We start from the raw sequence: 20,672 nt of genomic DNA, 5'->3' as shown, positions 1-20,672 counted from the left end.
CCGCTCGACCGCGAGCGGCGACCGGGGCGGCCGGTCCGTTCCTCGCAACCGTGTGGCCCAGGTGATCGACCCATGTTGAAGCCTTCCGTGCAAGTCCACAACGTCGGCGGGGTGCTGCTGGCGGAGTTCTGGGACTGTCATCGCCTGGATCCGGCTCCCACCCTCGAGCTTCGCACCCGCTACGACGAGCATCTCAAGTCCAAGGGACGCCCGTTCGTGGTGATCGACCTGGCCGGGGTGGGGTTCGCGGGCTCCTCGTCGCTCGGGAATTTCGTGGCACTCCAGCGGACCGCCAGGCAGAATGGGGGGCGGGTCGTCTTCTGCCACGTCGAGCCCACGGTCCACGAAGTCTTCCGAGCCAGCAACATCGACAAGCTCTTCGAGTTCGTCGCCGATCGGGACTCCGCGATCGAGGCGATCGAACGAGGGGAGGTCGAAGCTCCGCCCAAGCCCGCCGAAGCGGCCGAGCCGACCCCGGCCCGGCGGAGCGGTCCGGCCTCGGACCGCCTCGAACGAATTCGTCGCAAGCGATCCGCTTCCGAACCCGAGTGATCTTATCAGGATCAGTAAAATGCCTCCAGCAGACCGGATCAGCATGACGGAGGTCGACGGGGTCAAGGTCGTCCGCTTCCACGACCGGCAACTGTTCGACGAGCGGACCGTGCGCGAGGTTGCGGAGCAGATCGCGGCCCAACTCCCCAACGACGGCCAGCCGATTCGGCTCGTGCTCGACTTCAGCGACGTCGGACTCATCTCCAGCACCCTCCTGAGCAAGCTGATCCTCCTCCAGCGCCGGGTCGACGGGACCCACGGCAAGCTCCGCCTCTGCGAGCTCTCGCCCGTTTTGCAGCAGGTCTTCCGCACCTCCAACCTGGACCGCCTGTTCGGCGTCGACCGCGACCTCCGCTCCTCCGTCGAACTCTTCCGCGCCTGACGCCCCGCGGCGATTCGGGCGCGACTCCCCGAACGCCGAGACGTTCCTCCACCGCCGCATCAGGTCTCGGAAAAGCCACGCCGCGGCCCGTTTCGAGATTTTCGACCTCGCCGACGGCCTCGTCGCGATCCGCACCCTAGGGTTGATTTGCAGAGGGGAGCGGAGGCGTGGACGCGAGCCCGGCTCGGTCCCGCGGTCAAGACGGTGCCTGGACGCCCGAGGTCCAGAAAGTGGAGGATCCGATGTTGAACCTGGACAAGTCGACGCAGCGACGGCTGATCTCCGGACCGAGCCGAGGGCGTGGCCCGCACATCTCGCTCGACCGTCGGGCCAGTCCCAGGATGCCGGCCGTCGACTGCCGGATCTGGCTCGGCTGGTGGGCTTCGGAGACGCAATTCGCCACGGTCGCCTCGCGGGTCGTGGATCTCAGCCGGGGCGGCGCCAGGCTCACGTCACCGACTCCTCTCGAAGAGTTCGAGGAGGTCTGGCTCAAGACGGCGAAACCCGAAGCGTCCGACTGCGTGCGCGCCGAGGTGCTCGAAGTCTCCGAAACTCCCGAGGGCGACCATGTGATCCGCCTCCGTTTCCACGAGGAATGCCCGGACGATTTCTTCGACGCGGTGACCCGGGGCTGACGGCTCCACCCTCCTCGACATCCCGCCCCGACCCTCCAGCCCTCTCGGGGCCGCCGCCTCTCCAGCGAGTCGGCGGCCCGTTCGATTTCCACTCTCGACGACTCGCGGGACGACGATCGTTGACCTGCGGCTCGCAGGCCTCCATAATTCGGGAAACTCCCGTCTTACGGTCGTCATGGTTCGAACTCCGGCGGCGTGGTCCACGAGGGACCCCAGGGACGGAAGTTCGGCCGGGAAGAGGTGGTCTTTGGGGCTCTTCGGCCGAGCGAGGAACTTGATCAAGGGCCTGGCGACGACGCCCGAGGTCGGCATCCAGCATTTCAACGTGGTGTGCCCGCTCGGCCACCGCGTTCGGGGCCAGCGGACCGAGGGCTATCAGGCGCTCCGATGTCCGGCCTGCGGTGAGGGCGTGTTCGTCCTTCCCGCGAGCCCGCTGCCCGACCCCGGCCCCCGGCTCTCCTCCCCTTCGGGACGTCGCAACGTCGAGTCTGGCGCCACGTCCCGAGTCGTCGAGGAAGGGCCGATCGAACTCCACGACCCCGGCGAGGTCACCGTCGAGATCGCCGACGCGCTCCCCCATCCGGACGCGGAGATCTCCTGGGAAGACGACGCCCCGTCCCGCTCCGCCCGTACGCCCGACGGCGCGGCCGAGCCGCCCGCGGACGCGTCTCCCTCGAAGGTCGCGAGGGCTCGCCCGGCTGGGAGGCCCCCGCGCCCTTCCGTCCGACCCGTCGAACCAGAGCCCGATCGGGACCCGACCCCGAAAGGCTCGCGTCGCCGCGAGGTCCCGCAAGGGGGGGTCGTCGAGGTCGGCGTCCGTGGTCGTCGCCGTTCCGGCGTCAGGCCGCTCCAGGTCTTCGCGATCGTCGCCCTGCTGGTCGTCGGCACCGTGGTGTACCGGGTCTGGAGCACGAGACGGCAGGGGCTCCCCCAGGTCGCCGCGCTGGGACGCGACGAGGGAATCCCCGCCCTGGAAGCCGGGGATTTCGACAAGGCGTACCAACTCCTCGCCCCGGCCAAGCAAGCCGTCGAAGCCCTGGGCGGCGAGGTCGAAGGGGCCGACCGGATCCGCCAGGCCGCCGACGAGGCGTCGCTTTACGTGGGATTGGCCGCCGCCGGGCTGGAAGAGCTTCTCGACGAGGCGGCCCGGACCAATCCCAAGTCCTGGGCGTCCCGCTTCGACGACCAGCATCGGGGCCGCGGGGTCCTCTTCGACTCGCGGATCCGGTCGACCCCGGACGGACCCGAGGGGAGGTATGAGATCGACTACGTGGTCCTGCCCACCGAGGACGCCGGCAGCTTCCGGGCCGGCGGCTCGCGTCCCGAACGGTCGGCCCGGATTGATTTCCGGGACTTCGAGCTGTTCGCTCTCGCGAAACCGCAAGTCGGCGATCACGTCGTCTTCGGCGCCCGGCTCGCCGCGATCGAGTTCGACGCCGGCAGCAACGCGTGGGTCGTCCGCCTGGAGCCCCGGAGCGGCCTCTTCGTCCAGTTCCACGAGGCGCTCGCATCCCTGGGATGGCCCGAGGCCGCCCTCTCCCCACCCACGCCCGAACCCGGAGACGAGCCATGACGCCGACCCCTGAAAGTCGACGACGGCACGCTCTTCGTCCCTTCGCGACGGCGATCGGCCTGCTCCTCGCGACGACGTGCTTCGCGATTCGGGCGAACGGCCAGGAAGCCGTGACGGCGGTGGAACCGGCCGATCTGACCCGTCGCGACGACCTGGTCGGGAAGTTGGTGTTGGTCGACGACCGGATCCGGTTCTTCCAGAATCATCCCCGAGTCGGCTACGACGAGCTTTACCTGAAGCGGACGCCCCTCGCGTTCCGGCTCCCCGAGGAACTTCGTCCTGACACTCCGCCCCGCAATCCGGCCGTCGTCGTCCAGGGTCGCCTGGTTCGCGAGGGCTCGCGACTTTACGTGGACGTGACGGGCCTGAACCTCCAGCCGGCGGACCTGGAGCGGTTGGACAAGGCCGTCGCCGCGCTCTCCGCTCGGGATTTCGCCCAGCGTCGGGAATGGGGGCGGTGGGCCGCGAAACGCGCCAGGGACTTCGGCGACGGGGCCCTCGGCGCGCGCGCGAAGGCGGTGGAGGCCGAGGCCCTTCGGATCGAGGCCGACGGGAGCCGGGGGACAGTCGACGCCGCCGACGAGTGGCTTACGCTGGCGAAGCAGGGACGGAAGCAGGGGGTCGCCGAGCCCGATCCCTCGGCCCTCGCGCACCGCGCTTTCCGGTCCATGCTCGGCTCCGCGAAGTCTCCCGCCGAGCTGGAGAAGCTCAAAGGCGAGGTCGAGGGGTTCTTTCCCGACGCCGCCCGGCCCGTCTCCGGTCCTGTCGGGGCGGTCGCCGCGTTGCGGGCCCGTTACGACCAGGACCCGGCCGCGACCTATCGGGCCGCGCCCGCCGAGCTTCGGAAGCCCCTGGATCGGGAACTCTGGTCGGACGTCGTCGAGAAGTGGCTGAGCGTGCAGGTGGCCCAGGACGTGCCGTCGGCGCTGAGGGTCGTCGATCAGGCCGCCGCCCTGGTTCCGGATCGGCCCGAACTCGCCGCCCGGCTGATCGACCAGGTCCGAACCCGGGCGCAAGCGACCCTCCCTTCCCTGCGGCTCTCGGACGTGAAGACCATCGGCGCGTTGCTGACCGATCGCGCCAAGGAGCCCGGCGCGGCCATCGATTTCTACCGCGACTGGCTCAAGGCCCGGCGCGACCGGCTCAGCGAGACCGACGCCGAAGGGCCGATCGCCCTGGCCGCGCTGTACGACGAACTCTTGCACGATTCGGACCAGGCCCGCGAGCTGCTGGAACGAGCCTGGAAGATCGCCCCGGGCTCGAACGAGGTGACCGAAGCCTTCAAGCTTCGGGGCTATCGCCGGGCCGGCGACGAATGGATCAAGGACTCCCCGAATCTCCAGGCGGCGGCGACGCCCCCACCCGTGGAGGGCGAGCAAGGCCTGCGAGGCAAGACGCCCGCCGAGGTGCGGGCCGTGATGGGGCTGGAGCCTTCCAGCAAGACCATCGTGGCGACCAAGGGCCGCGTGATCCTGCAATGGGTTTTCGTGGAGACCAGGCAACGACGCTACGTCAACTTCCTCTACGTCCCCGGAAGCCAGAATCCGCGGGTCGCCTCGGACTTCTTCCTGCCCCGGTAGCGATTCCGAGGGCCCAGGTGTCGGGCCGGCACGTCGATTTTCGATAAAATCTTCGTTCCACGAGATTTTTTGATTGCTTTCCGGCGACCGGGGTCCAGAATAACGACGTTTTCCCGCCTCATCACCCTCCTCAATTTCAGAAGCCGGGAAGTCTCGTCAACTCGAAGAGGCTCGCGGTCGAATTGATATCAGACGTGGACGAGGAACTCCGTGGAAGGGAACGTCCCTTTCCCCGAAAGTTTTAGGTTTCGGGAACAAAATCCTAGAAAATTCGTCAAACCTTTCTCTGGAATCGACGTAGTAACTGCGGCTTTGGGGAGATCCAGGCCCAGACCTTGTCGACGGCGCATCATGTGCTAGTAAAGGGTGTCGCGATTCGAGAGGCCGCCGGGCAGTTCGGTGCCATCTCGAGGGTCGACGCGGGATCGTCACGAATGAGACGGCGACCCACAAGCCATGAGCTATCATCTGTTTGATCGATATCCGATCCCAGCCGTTTCATCCCCCGCTGGCACTTGTAGGTGAAAGCGGACCCCTGATTCGCGGCGGCCGAGTCTCAGTGATCCCAGAAGAAAATACACCAGGAGGTGTACTATGGCCCGCAAAGACGCTCTGCTTCGCTTGACCTCTCGGTTGATCGCGCGACGGGACGCTCTCCGCAAGGCCCTCTCCGGGGATTCGGACGGCTTTCCGAAATTCTCCGACATGGGCGGGGTGGGTGACAACGTCGACGCCGCGGTGGATTCGGCCAACGACGAGATCAGCTCGCGCCTGGTGGAGATCGAGAGCCGCGAACTCGGCCAGATCGAGCACGCCCTCCAGCGGATCGCGGCCGGCGTGTATGGCCGTTGCGAATTCTGCAGCGGGAAGATCTCCGAGCCTCGCCTCAACGCCCTCCCCTATACCAACAGCTGCATCGACTGCCAGCGCGAGAACGAGCGGCTGGGGCAGGGGGGCCGGTTGATGGATTCCGACTCGCTCCGCTGGGCGAAGGTCTTCTCCAAGCCCTCCGACGAAGAGGGCGACGCCAAGATCAACCTCAGCGACTTCGAGATGGATTTCAGCGACTCCGCCCGCTGATCGCGAGCGAAGCATCGAGTCGAGCCGACTCGATCCCGAAATGATGCAGGCCGCCGAGGGGGAGTCCCTCGGCGGCCTGCGTTTTTTGGTGGGGTCGTCGGTCGCGGGTGGTGGGAAGGGATTCCAGCCCACGAGGGTCGAGAGCGGAACCAGCCCGTCTCGCGGATGGCACGGCGAGACCCAGAACCAGCCGGTTCAAGACCGGGGCCGGATCTCGACGAGCCGGTTTGACATCACGCGGGAAGCCGACAATCGCTCAGTCGTTCGATCGTCCACGCCCTGGGTCGGGGGCTCAATAGCGTCCGCCGCGACCACCACCGCCGCCGCCGTAGCCGCCGCCGCCGCCATAGCCGCCGCGACCACCGCCGCCGCCGCCGTAGCCGCCGCCGCCACCACCGTAGCCGCCGCCGCCACCGTAGCCGCCGCCGCCGCCACCCGAGCGAGGCTCGCGAGGTCGGGCTTCATTGACGGTCAACCGACGTCCGCCGTGATCCTGGTCGTGCAGGGCCCGGATGGCCTCCTGGGCTTCGGCATCCGTGTCCATCTCGACAAATCCGAAGCCTTTGCTGCGACCGGTCTCGCGGTCGGTGATCACCTGAGCGCTCTGGACCGTCCCGAACTGGGAGAAGAGCTGCTCGAGGTCGGCATCGGCGACCCCGTAGGTCAGGTTGCCGACGTACAATTTCTTGCCCAACTTACAATCTCCTGAGCGTGGACGTGAAAGCGGCCCTCGTTTTACTTTCTAGGCCGAGGCGAAAGGGGCCGGATGGCGGCCCGGCGGAAGGGAACGGAGGGGGGGCGAGAGGGTCCTGAAAAGCGGATCGACGTCGCCAACACATCCATTTCCAGCCACCCTTGAGTATACCGAACCCCGAACGACGCTCCCAAAGAATTTCCACGCTTTTTGGGGAATCGCGGCGAGGCTCGTCGAGGCCCTGGGCCGGCCTCTCCGCCGTGCCCGAAAAGCGTCCCGGGACGCCGTCAGCGAGGCGGTTTCCGCGCTTCGCCAGGTCGAGATTCCCGCGCCGCCCAGAGATCGAGGGCTCGTCGGTAGGCCTCGGGGTCGTTGAGATTCATGAGGGGGTCCAGGTCGGGGTCGACCCGTCGCATTTCGACCTCGGTCGCCTCGCGGCAGTGCAGGATCCGGCCGAGTTCCCGCGCCCGATATTCCTTGCGTTCCAGGAGGCTCGCGACAGCCCGGCGAGTCGGCTCGATGCGATAGAGGGTGTTGACGAGGTTGGTGAAGCCGCCGACGACCGGAGCGACCGCGTCGTGATCGCCGATCATCGCGACGAGGGCTCGGAGCCATTCGGGCGTGAAGAACGGGGCGTCCACCGGGGCGACGTAGACGAGTTCGGCCTCGGCGGGAAGCGCGGCGAGGCCCGAGGACAGGCCCTCGAGCGGACCCCGAGGCGATGGGGGGTCGCGCACGATCACGACGCCGTCCGGCAGCGGCGGGATCTCCTGATCGAAGGCCGCCGCCACGACCACCGGCCGGGCCGCCGACCCGACGAGCCGGACGACCCGCTGGAGCAGCGTCTCCGCCCCGAACGGGAGGTCGGCCTTCGACCTTCCCATCCGCCGACTCTCCCCCCCGCAGAGAACGATCGCCGCCACATCCGGCATCACGCACCTCCTCGGAGCCATCCTTCGCGGAACCGATCGCTACGGTACGCCCCGCGGTCTTCGCGGGCAACTCCTTATGGGGATGCGGAGAAGGAGGCTTGTAGGCCGAGGCGGCCGGGGGAGGGGGCGTGGAGTTTTGACTTGGGATTCCGGCAGGGGGTATATTGATCTGGTGCCGGTCCGTCGGGGTCGCGCGGCTCGCGTCCGTTCATCGCGAGCCGAGCCGCCCAATGACCGCTCGGCGTGGAGCCCGTTCATGAAGATCCGGTCGGCCTCGATCATCCTTGCGGCGGGCTCGATGGCCGCCGGGCTCGGCGTCGGGTTCCATCTGGGCCGGGGAGGCGGGACGATCTCGGCGCAGGCCGCCTCGGCGCCGGACGGCCCGGCGAAGCCCGACGTCCGCAAGATCAGCCGGGTCGAGGCCAACGACGTCCAGGTGTACGACGAGCTGGCCCGCGAGTACGACAGGTTCAAGCACGTCGATCGGATGTTCGAGCTGGTGTCGCGGGCCGTCCGCCCCACGGTCGTCCACATCATCACCCAGAAGACCACGAGGCACGAGGAAGGCCAGCGCACGCGCAAGTTCGAGGAGACCGGGTCCGGGGTCATCGTCCGGAGCGACAAGGCGTCCGGGCTCTACGTCCTGACGAACCACCACGTGGTCGAGGGAGGCAAGACCAGCCGGATCCGCGTGTTCCTGCAAGACGGCCGGTCGCTGACCCCCGAAAAGATCTGGAGCGACGTCATGGCGGACATCGCCGTGCTGAAGCTCGATCGCGACGACCTTCCCGCCGCCCGCCTGGGCGACAGCGACGTGGTCCAGGTCGGGAGCTGGGTGCTGGCCCTGGGGAGCCCGTTCGGGCTGACTCATTCGGTGAGCCAGGGAATCATCAGCGCCCGCAGCCGCCACATGGATGAGCTGCAGGACGTCGAGAATCAGGACTTCCTCCAGACCGACGCGGCGATCAACCCGGGGAATTCGGGCGGACCGCTCGTCAACATGCTCGGCGAGGTGGTCGGGATCAACAACTCGATCGCCAGCAGCCACGGCGGCAACGAGGGGGTCGGCTTCAGCATCCCCATCAACCTCGCCCGATGGATCATGAACGAGTTGATCGTCAACGGGCGGGTCACGAGGGGCGGGCTGGGGGTGATCCTCGACCCCGACTTCCGGCCCGAGAAGGCCGTCGAACGCGGCCTCGACCGCCCCCGGGGCGCCCTGATCGAACGAGTCGGGACCGATTCCCCGGCCGCCCGAGGCGGGGTCCGCGACGGCGACGTCGTGCTCCAGTTCGGCGGCGCCGTGATCCAGGACCTGAATCACCTGATCAACGCCGTCTCCATGTTCCCCGTAGGCAAGCCCGCCGATCTGGTCGTCTGGCGCGACGGTCGCGAGACCAAGCTCCAGGTGATGGTCGCAGACCGCGAGCGGACCCTCGGCCCCCCCGAGGAGTCGACCCAGGGCGGTCAGGGCGATCGGGCCGAGACTCCGGCGAAGACGTCGAGCCGCTCGATGGGACTGGAACTCCAGAGCCTGAATGCGGAACTCGTCGCCGGCCGAGGCCTCCCCGACACCCTCCTAGGGGCCCTCGTGGTCCGCGTCGAGCCCGACAGCCCGTTCGCCGCCCACTGCCAGGTCGGCGACGTGATCGCAGCGGTCAACGATCAGGCGATCCAGACGGCCGAGCAGGCCGCCCGCTACCTGGCGCTCAAGGACGGCGGCCCCTTGATCATCAGCATCGATCGTCCCGTGGGGGACCACGTCGAACGCCACGTCTTGCGAGTCCCTTGATTCATGCCACTGCACGAAGCGATCACCGCCGCGATCGAAAGCCTGGCGGCCGGACGTCCCCTGAGCACCGAAGCGGCACGGCTTGCGATCGGAGCGATCCTCGACGGCGAGGCCGGCGACGTGGAGACGGCCGCGTTCCTCACCGCCCTCCACGTGAAGGGGGAGACCGGCGATGAACTGCTCGGCGCCGTCGAGGCCATCCGCGAGCGGATGATCCCCTTCGCGTCGGGCCGCCCGGCGGCGATCGACACCTGCGGCACCGGCGGCGACCGCGCCGCGACGGTGAACATCTCGACCGGGACGGCCGTGATCCTGGCGGCCTGCGGCGTGCCGGTCGTCAAGCACGGCAACCGCGCGGCGTCCGGGAATTCGGGCAGTTCGGACGTGCTCACGGAACTCGGGATCGCGATCGAGTCGGAACCCGCCCTCCTGCGATCCACGCTCGACGACCTGGGCCTGGCGTTTCTGTTCGCCCCCCGCTTCCACCCCGGCATGAAAACCGTTGCGCCGGTCCGTCGCCGACTGCCGTTCCGCACCGTCTTCAACCTGATCGGCCCGCTCTGCAATCCGGCCTCGCCGGCGTTCCAGCTCGTCGGCGCCCCCCAGCCGGCCCACGCGGAAAGGATGGCGGAGGTCCTCTCGCGGACCTCGACGATCCGCCGTGCGGCCGTCGTTCGGGGGGAAGACGGGCTGGACGAGGTGACGCTCGCCGCGAGGACCGAGGTCCTGCTGGTCGAGGACGGCCGGATCGCGCGGCTCTCCTGGATCCCGGCCGATTTCGGCCTCTCCGAGGCGTCCGCGTCGGCTCTCAGGGTCGAGAACCCGGCGCAGAGCGCCGCCATGCTCCGGGGGGCTTTCGAGGGCGAGCCCGGCCCCGTTCGGGAGTTCTTACTGGCGAACGCCGCGGCCGCCATCTGGGTGGTAGAACAGACGCCTCTGCCCGAGGCCGTCGCTCGGGCCGCGCGGGCGCTGGACTCGGGCGAGGCCGCCCGGTTGCTGGAACGCTGGGCGAGGCGGACTCACGGGGCGTCCTGACCGCCCTACTCCGCCTTGGCCCGCGATCGGCCCAGCCAGAGTTCCTCGAGCACGGAGTAGCCGGCCTCGTCCATGCCGAGCGCCTTGTAGGCGTCGCGGGCCCGGTGGTTCTCGTGCTCGACGTAGAGGCGGATGCCGAGGACGTCGTCGGTCGCGAGCGCTTCGTCCCGGATGCGGCCGTAGAGGGCCTTGAAGACGCCCTGACCGCGGGACTCGGCTTCGACGTAGACGCTCTGGAGCCACCAGAGCCAGCCGGCCCGCCAGTCGCTCCACTCGCGGGTGATGGCGGTCTGGCCGACGACCCGGCCGTCGTCGCGGCTGACGGCCACCCAGTAGCGCAGCCGCTCGGGATCGGCCAGAGCCCGTGCCACGCCGTTGCGGAGGATGACGCGGTCCAGCCGCTTGTCCTCGGTCTCCTCGGCGAGCCTCAGGTTGTAATCGACGATCACGTCGAGATCGGAAGGCTCGCCGTCCCGGATGGTGAAGGAGGACTCCGGGCGATTCGATTGCGGGGTCACCTGCGGTCGCTCCGTCGATCTCGGGCTCGTCGGCTGGCTTCCTGGAGAACCCGGCGCTCCTCCTCGTTGAGCCCGTCGCGGCCCTCGCGGGCGATCTTGGCGAGGACCTCGTCGAGCCGGGCGTCGAGCTGTTCCTCGGGCAGGACGGAGACCGACGACGCCATCGCGCCGACCTTCTCGCCCCGGCTGACGACCGGGGTGCGGGGCCGGGTCGGCTCGTAGCGCGGCGGCGTGACGAGCTTGAGGCGGGGCCGCCTGAACCGGCCGTCGGTCAGCCGGGACCAACGCAGGTCGAAGTGCTTGAAGGCCACCGCGAAGGCCGCCCCCGCGAGGTGCGACTCGTAGGCGACGGCGCCGCCACGGCCGTCCGACAGCAGCGGCCAGACCAGGAAGATCGCCAGGACGACCCACATGGGCATGGGGATGAAGAAGAACAGGATCTCGCGGCGGGGATAGTAGAGCGTGTAGAGGGTGAGGACCCCCGCGACGGCGCCCGAGGCCCCGATCATGTAATGATATCCCGGCGCGAAGGCCTGCGCGACGGTCCAGCAGAACGTGCTGACGATCGCCGCGGCCAGGTAGAACGCCAGGAAGTCCCGCCCGCCGTAGAGCGACTCCATCTCCCGGCCGACGATCCAGAGGAACAGCATGTTCCCGAGGATGTGCCAGATCTTGGAATCGTGCAGGAACGTGGCGGTCAGCAGCTCCCAGACCCGGCCTTGCCGGAAGATCCCTTCGGGGGAGGCGGCGACCCATTCCCGGATGAAGTCCGGGTCGATGGCGAAGGCCCGCTGGGCCAGGAAGATCACGACGTTGATCAGGATGATCGTCTTGCACCACGGCGCCGGTCCGCTGAACCAGCCGGGGCCGCTCTTCTCACCACGATAATATTCGCGGTCGTATATCCCCATCTTGGCTCCGCTCCCGGGAAACGGGACGATCGGCGGTCGGGTCGGGATCCGGCCGAGGCCCACAAACTCATCATCGGGGCGGCCAGGGGAACTGTCAACGTCAGGCGCGAAGCCCGCCGAGAACGCGACGCGGCCGGGCCGTCGGGGCCCGGCCGGCGACGTGACGCCTCAATCGAGTTCGAGCGCCGCGACGGCCTCGCTGCGGGTGTCGTAAATCGGCCACACGATGTCGAGCGAGGTCACCCGCAGCAGTTCGCGGGTCCTCGCCGTCACGCCGGAGATCGCCATCGAGCCGCCGGAAGCCGTGGCCAGCTTCCAGGTGCGGATCAGCAGGGCCAGGAACATCGAACCGAAGTAATTGACCCGGCTGAGGTCGAAGACGATCAGCGGGGCGTCCTGCCGGCGGATCGGTTCGAGGATGAGGTCGGCGGCCTGTTCTTCGAGCCGGAACGAGAGCTTCTCCAGCGCGGGGGTCGCCGTGATGACGGTCACGTCGCCATGCCGTTCGATCGTGAAGGCCTCGTCATTGCTGATCTTCTTGGTGACCATCGTGGGAGCTCGCTTCGTGGATATGCCGAGTCGGACCGAGATGGAGTGGGACGTCCTTGTGGAGCCACCCACCTAGCCTAGCGCTTCCGCGGGGCGGCGGCAAGGTCGAAGACCCGCCTCCGGTCCACCCGCCGCAAGGGCGACGGGCGCGGCGGGGTGAAGTCGCCCGATCGGCGGGTCAGGCCGAAGGGCGGCAATTCGAGAAGGCGCGGATCACCTCGTAGAGGTCCCCGCTGACGAGCAGCTCGTCGTTCTCGAAATCGCGGAGCCAGACGTAGTTGTCGCGGTAGGCCTGGGCGAGCAGGGGGTACAGGTCGCAGAGGCGGATGGGGATGGACGGAGCCTCGACTTCCTCGTGGTCTTCCTCAGGGTAGGGGAAGAGTCGCAGACGTGCGGTCGCCATCGTTTTTCGTCCTCCGTGCATTCCCGCGGTTCGAATGACCGGGCGGTCCCGAACCGTTCCATGATCCGCTCGAGGGCCGAGCACGAGACCGGGGCGCGTCGATAGAGACGTGGTTTCGACCCTCCCGGCTCAATCCTGACGGAATCATCCATCGGCGTCCGGTCGGTCGCGGCATCAGGATTTCCGCCGGAATCGGTCGAGGTTCCGCCTTCTCATCCGTCACGATCGCTCCGGGACGCGGCCTCCGGCTGGGGATCGATCGCGCGGATCATCCTGGGGAGGCCGCGCGGACGCCGGGGCCGCGGCCGGTCGACGCCGGGACGAACCGCCCGGGCCGCGAGAAAGCGGCTCGTCCGCCCCGGCGATTACGCGGGCGAGGGTCGATTCGATTCTCGATCTGGACTCTTCTCGCGACATGTCCGTTTGTTATAGTTGATGAACCGCCCCGGTCGACCTTCCGCCGACCTCCTCAGGCCCGGGATCTCCCGGGGCACCCCTGCCAGCCCCGTTCCCTTGCGCAAAGGCCCTCTCCGTGAAGGCTCCACGAAGCGGAGTGAATCGTCGCGATCTCATGCGTCTGCGACGCCTGGGCTCGGTGGCGCACCGGGCCGATGCCGAGGCCGCCGGCGCCGACGGTTCCATGGACCTGCTGCGGGTGCACCGCCCCGGCATGGGCTCGTACTTCGAGATCCGCCTCGGGGCCCGCGTCCCGGGCGCCCTCGAGCTGGCCTCCCGCGCGCTCGACCTGATCGAGGCTCTTGAAGGCCAGCTCACGATCTACCGGGACGACTCCGAGGTCAGCCTCCTGAACCGGGACGCGCCGGACGGCCCCGTGGCCGTCGAGCCGGGCCTGTTCGACCTGCTGACCCTGGCGCGGGGGATCTCCGAGTGGAGCGGCGGGGCTTACGACGTCACCGCCGGGGCGCTCTCCGAGGCCTGGGGCTTCGTCCGGGGCCCGAAACGCGTGCCGACCGACGCCGAACGGGCCGACGCCCTGGCGAAGACCGGCTGGTGCAGGCTGCGGCTGGACCCCACGCGGCGGACGGTCGGCTTCGAGACCCGGGGGATGGTCGTCAACCTCGGCAGCATCGGCAAAGGATACGCCATCGACCGCGCGGTCGACGTCCTTCGCGGCCACTGGCTTCCCACGTCGGCCCTCGTCCACGGCGGTCAATCGAGCCTGTTCGCGCTGGGCTCTCCGCCGGGGCGGTTCGCGGACCGCTGGGAGGTCGCCTTGCGGAACCCGTTCGACCCGGAATCCCCCCTGGGAGTCTTCCGGGTGCGGAATCGGGCCGTCGGGACCTCGGGCGGAGCCTTCCAGCACTTCGAGGTCGACGGTCGCTCCTACGGCCACATCCTCGACCCCCGGACCGGCTCGCCGGCCGAGGGCCCCGCGAGCGTGACCGTCCTCGCCCCCAACGCCGCCGAGGCCGACGCGCTCTCGACGGCCTTGTACGTCCTGGGCGCCGAAGCCGCACGCGACCTGGTCGCCGCTCGGCCCGACGTCGGCGTCGTCTTCGTCCACGAAGGCCCTTCCGACCACGCCCCCCGCGTCGTCGCGATGGGGCTCGGCCCCCGGGATTTCGCTTCGTCCTGATTGCCTCTCGCACGTAGAAAGGAGGCGTCCCCTGAACGCCGCCAGACGCTATCAAATAGGGTTCCTCGGGGCGCTCTTCCTCGTCCTGCTCCGGATCGCGATCGGCTGGCACTTCCTCACCGAAGGGCTGGATAAATACGATTCGGGCCGGCACGGCAAGCCGTTCTCGGCCGAGATCTATCTGCGAAACTCCAGCGGGCCGCTCGCCCCCTATTTCCGGGGCATGCTCCCCGACGCCAACGGCCTGGAGCTGCTGGACGCCGACCGGCTCAAGAAGTCGTGGGCCGCGACGGTCGACGGGATCGCCGCCCATTACGGATTCGACGAGGACCAGAAGGGCAAGGCGAAGGTCGTGCTCGACGACAGCTACGTCTGGGCCGACTACTGGTTCAACAACCCGGAGAACGTCCAGAACCGCGACAAATACCTCCACGACCTCCGCGCGGCGATGCTCGTCGAGCGCGACCCGAAGTCCATGTCGTTCGAGCGGGAGCGGGCCTGGGAATCCAGGCAGGTGCTCAACACCGAGCGCAAGGCCCTCACGGAGCCGATCGTCGCCCAGGGCGCGGAGCTCGAATCGGCGGTGCTCGGCCTGGTCACGCCCGACCAGAAGCAGGCGGGCCGCTCCTGGCTCGACGTCGCCTGGGTCAAGTCGATCCTCCCCACCGGGCTCGCGGCGGACTACGAGAGCTGGCTGGCCCGTCGGGCCGAGTACCGGCCGCCGACGACCTTTCTGGACGTCGCCAACGTACTGACCATGTACGGCCTGATCCTGATGGGGGCCTGCCTGATCGTCGGCTTCCTGACTCCGTTCTCGGCGCTGTTCGCTGCGGCCTTCCTGGCGATGATCTATTTCTCCATGCCCCCCTGGCCGGGCCTCCCCGAGAGCCCGAAGGTGGAGGGGCACTACTGGATCGTCAGCAAGAACCTCATCGAGTTGATCGCCTGCCTGCTGATCGCGGCCACCCCGAGCGCCCACTGGGTGGGGCTCGACGCCCTCGTCTTCGGCCCCCGACGCCGACGCCGCCTGGCCCGGCGCGAGGGGACGCTGGAAGGCGAGGACGACGCCGAGTCGTCCCGCAGGCTGGAACGGTCCGTTTCCTGACTCGACCCTGACAGACGCACATCGATCCGAGAGGAGCTTGGGAATGACGAATCTGACCGCCGAGCAGCGCCTTCTGGGCCGAGAGAACGCGAACCGGGCGCTGGGGATGAGCCGCCGAGACTGGCTCGCCGCCGCCGCCGCCGCGCCCGCGATGGGCGCCTACTATTTCGGCTACAACAAGGGCCTGGGCGACAAGCCCCCGGTCAAGGCCGCGATCATCGGGACCGGCGACGAAGGCTGCCAGGCCATGATCCGGTTCCACAACCGCGACTACATGAACATCATCGGCTTCTGCGACGTCCGCCCCTCCCAGCAGGAGCGGGCCCGCAAGGAGTTCGCCAACCACAAGCAGTACGGCGAGGCCGACGCCAAGGCCGTCAAGCAGTATCAGACCAAGGAGGAGATGTACAACGACCCCGACGTCGAGGTCGTCATCATCGCCCTGCCGCTCTGGCTGCACGCCCCGGTCGCCATCGAGGCGATGAAGGCCGGCAAGCACGTCTTCACCGAGAAGCTGATGGCCCACTCCATCGGCGAGTGCAAGGAGATGTGCCGGGTCGCCCGCGAGACCAACAAGCTGCTCGCCGTCGGCCACCAGCGGCACTACTCGGCCCTCTACGACAACGCCAACTTCCTGCTCAACAATGGCGTTCTCGGCGAGGTCCGCCACATCCGCGCCCTCTGGCACCGCAACAACGCCCAGCCCAAGGTCGCCCGCGACAAGGCCGGGAACCCGGTCTACGACCTGGCGACCGGCCTCCCCCAGTACCAGCGCGACGACAAGGGGAACATCGTCTATCAGGATTCCTGGAAGCGGCCCTACCCCGACGCCGACAAGGGGATCGACTACGCCGCCTGCGGCTACAAGAGCCTCGACGAGCTGATCAACTGGCGGCTCTACAACCGCACCGGCGCCGGCCTGATGGCCGAGCTTGGGAGCCACCAGCTCGACGCCTGCTCGATCTTCCTGGGCAAGAAGCACCCGATCGCCGTCACCGGCGTCGGCGGCAATTTCTTCTACAAGGACGGTCGCGAGGTGGACGACCACATCTTCACGATGTACGAGTTCCCCGGAGAGGCCGAGAAGGACCGGGTCGTCGTCACCTACTCGTCGATCAACACCAACTCGTTCGACGGCTTCGGCGAGCAGATCATGGGGTCCAAGGGGACCATGATCGTCTACCAGGAGAAGGAGATCCTCCTGTTCAAGGAGGCCGGCCCCGCCGCCCTCTCGAAGACGACGAGCGTCACCGTCGACACCCAGAACAAGAAGCCGGTCCTGGAGACCAGCCCCAGCACCGCCGGCCCCAGCGCCGCGACGGCGATCGGCGGCCTGGCGACGGCCGACCCCTCCCGCGGCTACCGCGAAGAGCTGGAGCACTTCGCTTACTGCGTCCGCCACGGCGACTCGTCCAACTACCACGCCGACACCGACCACCAGCCGCGCTGCCGCGGCGAGGTCGCCCTGGCCGACGCGGTGATCGCCCTGACCACCAACATCGCAATGCGGGAGAACCGTCGGATCGAGTTCGATCCCAAGTGGTTCGACTACGCGTCCGACGCCACCCCCGACGGCTCCACGGTCGTCGCCAACCGCGGCTGACGTCCCTCGGAGAATGGGCGGGGCGCGATCCGACGCCCCGCCCCTCCGCTCCCCCCCCGACTTCTCGGCCTCCCGCCTTCCCCGCCGCACGCCGGCGCGGCCCCGCCCGGCCCCCGTGCCGAGACCTCCCTGGCTTCCCGACGAGGGTCCGTCCATGCAGTCCACCGCCGTCCCCGCCGCGACCGACGCCGATCGCGCGACCGCCCGCGTCCAGCTCCCGGGCCGGGAGGTCGAACTCCCCATCGTCGTCGGGTCGGAGGGCGAGCACGCCGTCGACATCGGCCGGCTCCGCGATCGGACCGGCTACGTCACCGTCGACCCCGGCTTCGGCAACACCGCCGCCTGCAACAGCGCGATCACGTTCATCGACGGCGAGAAGGGCGTCCTCCGCTATCGCGGCTACCCGATCGAGGAGCTGGCGGAGAAGAGCAGCTTCGTCGAGGTCGCCATGCTGCTGATCTTCGGCGAGCTCCCCTCGCAGGCGGAGCTGGAGCGCTTCCGGGCCCTGCTCACCGACGAGCAGCTACTCCACGAGGGGATGCGCCACCACTTCGAGGGCTTCCCGCCGCACGGCCACCCGATGGCGATGCTCTCGGCGATGATCAACGCCTGCGGATGTTACCATCCCGAGCTGCTCTCCGCCGAGATGGACGACGAGCGCCTGCTCCGGGCCACCGCGACCCTGATGAGCAAGGTCTGCACGATCGCGGCGTTCAGCTACAAGATGACCCAGGGGAGGCGGATGGAGTATCCCGACCCCTCGCTGAGCTACTGCCGCAACTTCCTGCACATGATGTTCTCCAGGCCGCACGGGCGGTACGAGCCGCCGCTCCAGGTCGTCCGCGCCCTGACGAAGTTCCTGATCCTGCACGCCGACCACGAGCAGAACTGCTCGACCTCGACGGTCCGCATGGTCGGCTCGTCCGGGGCCAACGTCTTCGCGTCGGTCGCCTCGGGCGTCTGCGCGCTGTGGGGCCCGCTCCACGGCGGGGCGAACATGGCCGTGATCGAGATGCTCCGGCAGATCCAGGAAGGGGGCGACGACCCCAAGACGATCGTCGCCAAGGTCAAGGACAAGAAGTTCCGCCTGATGGGCTTCGGCCACCGCGTTTACAAGAACTTCGACCCCCGGGCCAAGATCCTGGAGCAGACCTGCGGCGAGCTGCTCGACACCCTGGGCGTCTCCGACCCCTCGCTCGACGTCGCCCGCGAGCTGGCCTCGATCGCCCTCACGGACGACTATTTCCTGGAGCGGAAGCTCTACCCCAACGTCGATTTCTACTCGGGGATCATCCTCCAGGCGATCGGCATCCCGCTGAACATGTTCACGGTCATGTTCTCGATCGGCCGGGTCCCGGGCTGGATCGCCCACTGGTACGAGCTCTACCGCGATCCCGAGCGCCGAATCTGCCGCCCCCGGCAGATCTACACCGGCTCCGGGAAGCGGGAGTACGTCCCGATCGATGGCCGAGGCTGCTGACGCGCCACACCCGTCCTCGACGCCCGGCCGGGCGTCGAGGGATCGGGGTTGATCCAGAGACCTCGCGGCTCAGGAGACGTCGAGCGAGGTCACGAGGATGACCTCCAGGGTCCGGGGGCCGTGGACCCCTTCGACGCGGTTCAGCTCGATGTCGGACGTGGCCGACGGGCCCGAGATGAAGGTGATCGGCTGCGCCGGGGACTCGGCCGCCTTCTGGAGCTTGGCGACGGCCTCGGGCACGATGCCGACGACCTGGTTTTCGAAGATCACGCAGAGGTGATAGTCCGGGACGAGGGAGATCGCGCGACGGCCCTGGCCGGGGCCGCTGTCGAGGACCACGGTCCCGGTCTGGGCGATCCCCAGGGCGGAGCCGGTCAGGACGCCGTCGCTCTGTTCGAGCTGGTCGTTCGTCAGGCCCGGCTCGCGGACCAGGGTCACGCCCGGCGGCGCCCAGTCTTGCGGGAGGTCGGCCGGGACGACCAGCCGCGCGACGTTCCTCGCGGCGCACGACTCGGCGATGGCCCTCGGCAGGTCCGAGGCCCGCGCGATCTTGACCTTCGCCTTGTACTCGCGGACCCGCTCGATGAAGCGCTCGAGGCGCTCACGCTCCCCCTCCTCCTCGAGGAGCCGATAGGAGCGATCGACCACGACGTCCTCGGGACGCTCGGACGCGGGGACGTCCTTGAGGGCGGCGCGGATGCTGGCCAGCACGGTTTCTCGGGAGATGTTCACGGCCGGGTCTCCTCGCGGGGGGGCTGCTTGGGCTCGACCTTGGGCTGGCGCTCGCGCTGCGTCCACCACTCGCGGAAGGTCTGGGGGGCGACGGGGTAGACGTCGCGGACGGACGTCCAGCCGCCGAGGTAGCCGGGGAGGCGGTCGATCACGCCCCGCTTGACGACGAGCTTCTGTCCCTGGCGGCCGATCTTCTGCATCGCGGCGTAGCGCCGGGGCGAGGCGAACACCTTGGCCAGGGCCTTCATCGCCAGGTTCTCCGGGGCGAGGCGGCCGAGGAGGCTCTCCTGCTTGTGGCGGACGACCTTGCCGCGAAGGTGGACGAGGACCTCCGGGATGTTGATCTTCACCGGGCAGACCTCGTAGCAGGCCCCGCAGAGCGACGAGGCGTAGGGGAGCGAGCCGGCGTTCTCGACTCCGACGAGCTGGGGCGTCAGGATGGCGCCGATCGGTCCCGGGTAGACCGAGTTGTAGGCGTGGCCGCCGGTCCGTTCATAGACGGGGCAGATGTTGAGGCAGGCCGAGCACCGGATGCAGTTGAGCGCCTGCCGGCCCTCGCGGTCGGCCAGGACCCGGGAGCGGCCGTCGTCGAGCAGGATCAGGTGGAACTCGTCGGGGCCGTCGCCGGCCGGGGCCAGGCCGGTCCAGAACGAGGTGTACGGGTTCATGCGCTCGGCGGTGCTCGATCTGGGGAGGAGCTGGAGGTAGACCTCCATGTCGCGCCAGGTCGGGATGAGTTTCTCGATGCCCATGACCGAGATCAGGACGCGGGGGAGGGTCAGGCACATGCGGCCGTTCCCCTCGGACTCGACGATGCAGACGGTGCCGGTCTCGGCGACGCCGAAGTTCACGCCGCTGACCGCGACGGGGACGGTGAGGAACTTCTTGCGGAGGTGGGCGCGGGCGGCCGCGGCGAGGGCCTTCGGGTCGTCGCTCAGGTCCTGGGTGTTCTCCAGGGTGCGGCGGAAGAGCTCGCGGATTTCGGCCCGGCTCTTGTGGATGGCGGGCACGAGGATGTGCGAGGACCGCTCGTCGGCGAGCTGGATGATCAGCTCGGCGAGGTCGGTCTCATGGGCCGTGATCCCCTGATGCGCCAGGGCCTCGTTCAGGCCGATCTCGTCGGTGGTCAGGGACTTGATCTTGACCACCTCGCGGGCACCCTGGGCCTTGACGAGGTCGGCGACGATGCGGTTGGCGTCGTCGCCGTCGGCCGCCCAGTGGACCTTGCCGCCGACCCGGGTCACCGACTCCTCGAACTGGATCAGATACTTGTCCAGGTGGCGGAGGGTGCGTTCCTTGATCGCGCGGCCGGCCTCGCGGAGGGCCTCCCAGTCGGGCAGTTCCTGGACGGCCTTGACCCGCTTGCCGCGGATGGTCGTGGTGGCCTTGCCCATGTTGAAGCGGAGCTGGGAGTCGGCCAGGGAGAGCTTCGCCGCGTCCTGGAAGGCCATGGCGGGCTGCTTCGTGGGGAGGGGAGGGACCCCCTCGCGCGACATCAGCTCGGCGTTGGTGGTCGGGT

At 68.7% G+C, this 20,672-nt stretch carries 20 protein-coding genes; 12 read left to right on the top strand and 8 right to left on the bottom strand.

Annotated elements, in window-relative coordinates; translation table 11 throughout:
• Positions 1–72: 72 nt before the first annotated feature.
• The 6 genes from VT85_RS18605 (at position 73) to VT85_RS18580 (ending at position 5,802) form a co-directional block, all read left to right on the top strand.
• Positions 73–552, top strand: a complete 480-nt coding sequence (locus tag VT85_RS18605; RefSeq protein WP_068418724.1) for an STAS domain-containing protein — start codon at positions 73–75, stop codon at positions 550–552.
• A 19-nt stretch (positions 553–571) separates the two neighbouring features.
• Positions 572–934 (top strand): STAS domain-containing protein, encoded by a 363-nt coding sequence (locus VT85_RS18600; protein ID WP_068418721.1) that lies wholly within the window; start codon positions 572–574, stop codon positions 932–934.
• Positions 935–1,176: 242 nt separating this feature from the next.
• On the top strand, positions 1,177–1,569 hold the full coding sequence (locus tag VT85_RS18595) for a PilZ domain-containing protein (RefSeq protein ID WP_068418718.1): 393 nt from the start codon (positions 1,177–1,179) through the stop codon (positions 1,567–1,569).
• Positions 1,570–1,843: 274 nt separating this feature from the next.
• Positions 1,844–3,142 (top strand): hypothetical protein, encoded by a 1,299-nt coding sequence (locus tag VT85_RS18590; RefSeq protein WP_068418715.1) that lies wholly within the window; start codon positions 1,844–1,846, stop codon positions 3,140–3,142.
• Positions 3,139–4,722, top strand: coding sequence for a hypothetical protein (locus VT85_RS18585; RefSeq protein ID WP_068418713.1), 1,584 nt, complete (start codon positions 3,139–3,141; stop codon positions 4,720–4,722). The genes VT85_RS18590 and VT85_RS18585 overlap by 4 nt, the downstream gene beginning before the upstream one ends.
• A 594-nt stretch (positions 4,723–5,316) precedes the next feature.
• Positions 5,317–5,802, top strand: coding sequence for a TraR/DksA family transcriptional regulator (locus tag VT85_RS18580; protein ID WP_068418710.1), 486 nt, complete (start codon positions 5,317–5,319; stop codon positions 5,800–5,802).
• A 292-nt stretch (positions 5,803–6,094) separates the two neighbouring features.
• On the opposite strand, the gene VT85_RS26920 is transcribed toward VT85_RS18580, so the two are convergent.
• Both VT85_RS26920 and VT85_RS18570 read right to left on the bottom strand, forming a co-directional pair.
• The gene (locus VT85_RS26920; RefSeq protein WP_082858719.1) at positions 6,095–6,496 is read right to left on the bottom strand and encodes an RNA recognition motif domain-containing protein; all 402 of its coding nucleotides are present in this window, start codon (positions 6,494–6,496) and stop codon (positions 6,095–6,097) included.
• 287 nt (positions 6,497–6,783) lie between these two features.
• On the bottom strand, positions 6,784–7,380 hold the full coding sequence (locus VT85_RS18570) for an NTP transferase domain-containing protein (protein WP_068418704.1): 597 nt from the start codon (positions 7,378–7,380) through the stop codon (positions 6,784–6,786).
• Between the two features lie 304 nt (positions 7,381–7,684).
• Between VT85_RS18570 and VT85_RS18565 the strand changes: the two genes are divergently transcribed.
• Both VT85_RS18565 and trpD read left to right on the top strand, forming a co-directional pair.
• The gene (locus VT85_RS18565; protein ID WP_068418701.1) at positions 7,685–9,220 is read left to right on the top strand and encodes a trypsin-like peptidase domain-containing protein; all 1,536 of its coding nucleotides are present in this window, start codon (positions 7,685–7,687) and stop codon (positions 9,218–9,220) included.
• 3 nt (positions 9,221–9,223) lie between these two features.
• Entirely contained in the window at positions 9,224–10,255 is a 1,032-nt protein-coding gene (gene trpD / locus VT85_RS18560; protein ID WP_068418697.1) for an anthranilate phosphoribosyltransferase, read from the top strand.
• Positions 10,256–10,260: 5 nt separating this feature from the next.
• On the opposite strand, the gene VT85_RS18555 is transcribed toward trpD, so the two are convergent.
• The 4 genes from VT85_RS18555 to VT85_RS18540 all read right to left on the bottom strand — a co-directional run bounded on the left by VT85_RS18555 (position 10,261) and on the right by VT85_RS18540 (position 12,636).
• Positions 10,261–10,773: a GNAT family N-acetyltransferase gene (locus VT85_RS18555; RefSeq protein ID WP_197490867.1), complete on the bottom strand. Its 513-nt coding sequence runs from the start codon at positions 10,771–10,773 to the stop codon at positions 10,261–10,263.
• Positions 10,770–11,684, bottom strand: coding sequence for a rhomboid family intramembrane serine protease (locus tag VT85_RS18550; protein WP_068422271.1), 915 nt, complete (start codon positions 11,682–11,684; stop codon positions 10,770–10,772). The genes VT85_RS18555 and VT85_RS18550 overlap by 4 nt, the downstream gene beginning before the upstream one ends.
• A gap of 168 nt (positions 11,685–11,852) precedes the next feature.
• Positions 11,853–12,233, bottom strand: coding sequence for an STAS domain-containing protein (locus tag VT85_RS18545; protein WP_068418694.1), 381 nt, complete (start codon positions 12,231–12,233; stop codon positions 11,853–11,855).
• A 178-nt stretch (positions 12,234–12,411) separates the two neighbouring features.
• Positions 12,412–12,636 (bottom strand): hypothetical protein, encoded by a 225-nt coding sequence (locus VT85_RS18540; protein ID WP_068418692.1) that lies wholly within the window; start codon positions 12,634–12,636, stop codon positions 12,412–12,414.
• A gap of 571 nt (positions 12,637–13,207) precedes the next feature.
• Between VT85_RS18540 and VT85_RS18535 the strand changes: the two genes are divergently transcribed.
• The 4 genes from VT85_RS18535 to VT85_RS18520 all read left to right on the top strand — a co-directional run bounded on the left by VT85_RS18535 (position 13,208) and on the right by VT85_RS18520 (position 18,421).
• Positions 13,208–14,233, top strand: coding sequence for an FAD:protein FMN transferase (locus tag VT85_RS18535; protein WP_197490866.1), 1,026 nt, complete (start codon positions 13,208–13,210; stop codon positions 14,231–14,233).
• 223 nt (positions 14,234–14,456) lie between these two features.
• Positions 14,457–15,338, top strand: a complete 882-nt coding sequence (locus tag VT85_RS18530) for a hypothetical protein (protein ID WP_068418686.1) — start codon at positions 14,457–14,459, stop codon at positions 15,336–15,338.
• A 43-nt stretch (positions 15,339–15,381) separates the two neighbouring features.
• Positions 15,382–16,941 (top strand): Gfo/Idh/MocA family protein, encoded by a 1,560-nt coding sequence (locus VT85_RS18525; protein ID WP_068418683.1) that lies wholly within the window; start codon positions 15,382–15,384, stop codon positions 16,939–16,941.
• Positions 16,942–17,095: 154 nt separating this feature from the next.
• Positions 17,096–18,421 carry a citrate synthase gene (locus tag VT85_RS18520; protein ID WP_068418679.1) on the top strand — a complete coding sequence of 442 codons (1,326 nt, stop codon included), beginning with the start codon at positions 17,096–17,098 and terminating at the stop codon, positions 18,419–18,421.
• Positions 18,422–18,490: 69 nt separating this feature from the next.
• Here the strand turns inward: VT85_RS18520 and VT85_RS18515 are convergent, their stop codons facing one another.
• A complete protein-coding gene (locus VT85_RS18515) occupies positions 18,491–19,153 on the bottom strand; it encodes a lactate utilization protein C (protein ID WP_068418677.1) in 663 nt (220 codons plus the stop codon).
• Positions 19,150–20,649 (bottom strand): LutB/LldF family L-lactate oxidation iron-sulfur protein, encoded by a 1,500-nt coding sequence (locus VT85_RS18510; RefSeq protein WP_068422268.1) that lies wholly within the window; start codon positions 20,647–20,649, stop codon positions 19,150–19,152. The genes VT85_RS18515 and VT85_RS18510 overlap by 4 nt, the downstream gene beginning before the upstream one ends.
• Between the last annotated feature and the right edge of the window lie 23 nt (positions 20,650–20,672).

Origin of the sequence: Planctomyces sp. SH-PL62, from assembly GCF_001610895.1 — a bacterium.
Lineage (GTDB): Bacteria > Planctomycetota > Planctomycetia > Isosphaerales > Isosphaeraceae > Paludisphaera.
The sequence above is the reverse complement of the archived record's forward strand: the minus strand, read 5'-3'. Positions and strand labels throughout refer to the sequence as shown.